The organism is Streptomyces sp. DH10, from assembly GCF_029813805.1.
GTDB classification, from domain to species: domain Bacteria; phylum Actinomycetota; class Actinomycetes; order Streptomycetales; family Streptomycetaceae; genus Streptomyces; species Streptomyces coeruleofuscus.
Genome location: NZ_JARVKU010000058.1, coordinates 1 through 1,314, shown reverse-complemented (window position 1 = coordinate 1,314; position 1,314 = coordinate 1). Strand labels below are relative to the sequence as shown.

2 rRNA genes are annotated in these 1,314 nt (G+C 57.8%); both read left to right on the top strand.

The annotated features are described in order from the left end of the window. Positions 1 to 110, top strand: a 16S ribosomal RNA gene (locus QC385_RS43845); the annotation flags it as partial. 310 nt (positions 111 to 420) lie between these two features. Further along, positions 421 to 1,314: ribosomal RNA gene (locus QC385_RS43840) — 23S ribosomal RNA — on the top strand; the annotation flags it as partial.

Below are 1,314 nucleotides of genomic sequence, written 5' to 3'. Positions count from 1 at the left end.
GGTGGCCCAACCCCCTTGTGGGGAGGGAGCTGTCGAAGGTGGGACTGGCGATTGGGACGAAGTCGTAACAAGGTAGCCGTACCGGAAGGTGCGGCTGGATCACCTCCTTTCTAAGGAGCACTTCTTACCGATCCCTTCGGGGTGAGGTCAGAGGCCAGTACATCAGCGAATGTCTGATGCTGGTTGCTCATGGGTGGAACGTTGACTATTCGGCCGGGATTTTCGGGTCGGAGGCTGTTAGTACTGCTCGCAAGAGCGTGGAACGCATGATCTTCGGACGGGAGCTGGCCGGGCACGCTGTTGGGTGTCTGAGGGAATGGATTTTTCCTCAGCGCCGGCCCCAGTGAACTCGCCTGAAAGGGTGGGGTGATGGGTGGCTGGTCGTTGTTTGAGAACTGCACAGTGGACGCGAGCATCTGTGGCCAAGTTTTTAAGGGCGCACGGTGGATGCCTTGGCACCAGGAACCGATGAAGGACGTGGGAGGCCACGATAGTCCCCGGGGAGTCGTCAACCAGGCTTTGATCCGGGGGTTTCCGAATGGGGAAACCCGGCAGTCGTCATGGGCTGTCACCCTTGCCTGAACACATAGGGCAAGTGGAGGGAACGCGGGGAAGTGAAACATCTCAGTACCCGCAGGAAGAGAAAACAACCGTGATTCCGGGAGTAGTGGCGAGCGAAACCGGATGAGGCCAAACCGTATGCGTGTGAGACCCGGCAGGGGTTGCGTATACGGGGTTGTGGGATCTCTCTTTCATGGTCTGCCGGCCATGAGACGAGTCAGAAACCGTTGATGTAGGCGAAGGACATGCGAAAGGTCCGGCGTAGAGGGTAAGACCCCCGTAGTCGAAACATCAGCGGCTCGTTTGAGAGACACCCAAGTAGCACGGGGCCCGAGAAATCCCGTGTGAATCTGGCGGGACCACCCGCTAAGCCTAAATATTCCCTGGTGACCGATAGCGGATAGTACCGTGAGGGAATGGTGAAAAGTACCGCGGGAGCGGAGTGAAATAGTACCTGAAACCGTGTGCCTACAAGCCGTGGGAGCGTCGGACATCAAGCTTGCTTGGTGTCTCGTGACTGCGTGCCTTTTGAAGAATGAGCCTGCGAGTTTGCGGTGTGTTGCGAGGTTAACCCGTGTGGGGAAGCCGTAGCGAAAGCGAGTCCGAATAGGGCGTTGGAGTAGCACGCTCAAGACCCGAAGCGGAGTGATCTAGCCATGGGCAGGTTGAAGCGGAGGTAAGACTTCGTGGAGGACCGAACCCACCAGGGTTGAAAACCTGGGGGATGACCTGTGGTTAGGGGTGAAAGGCCAA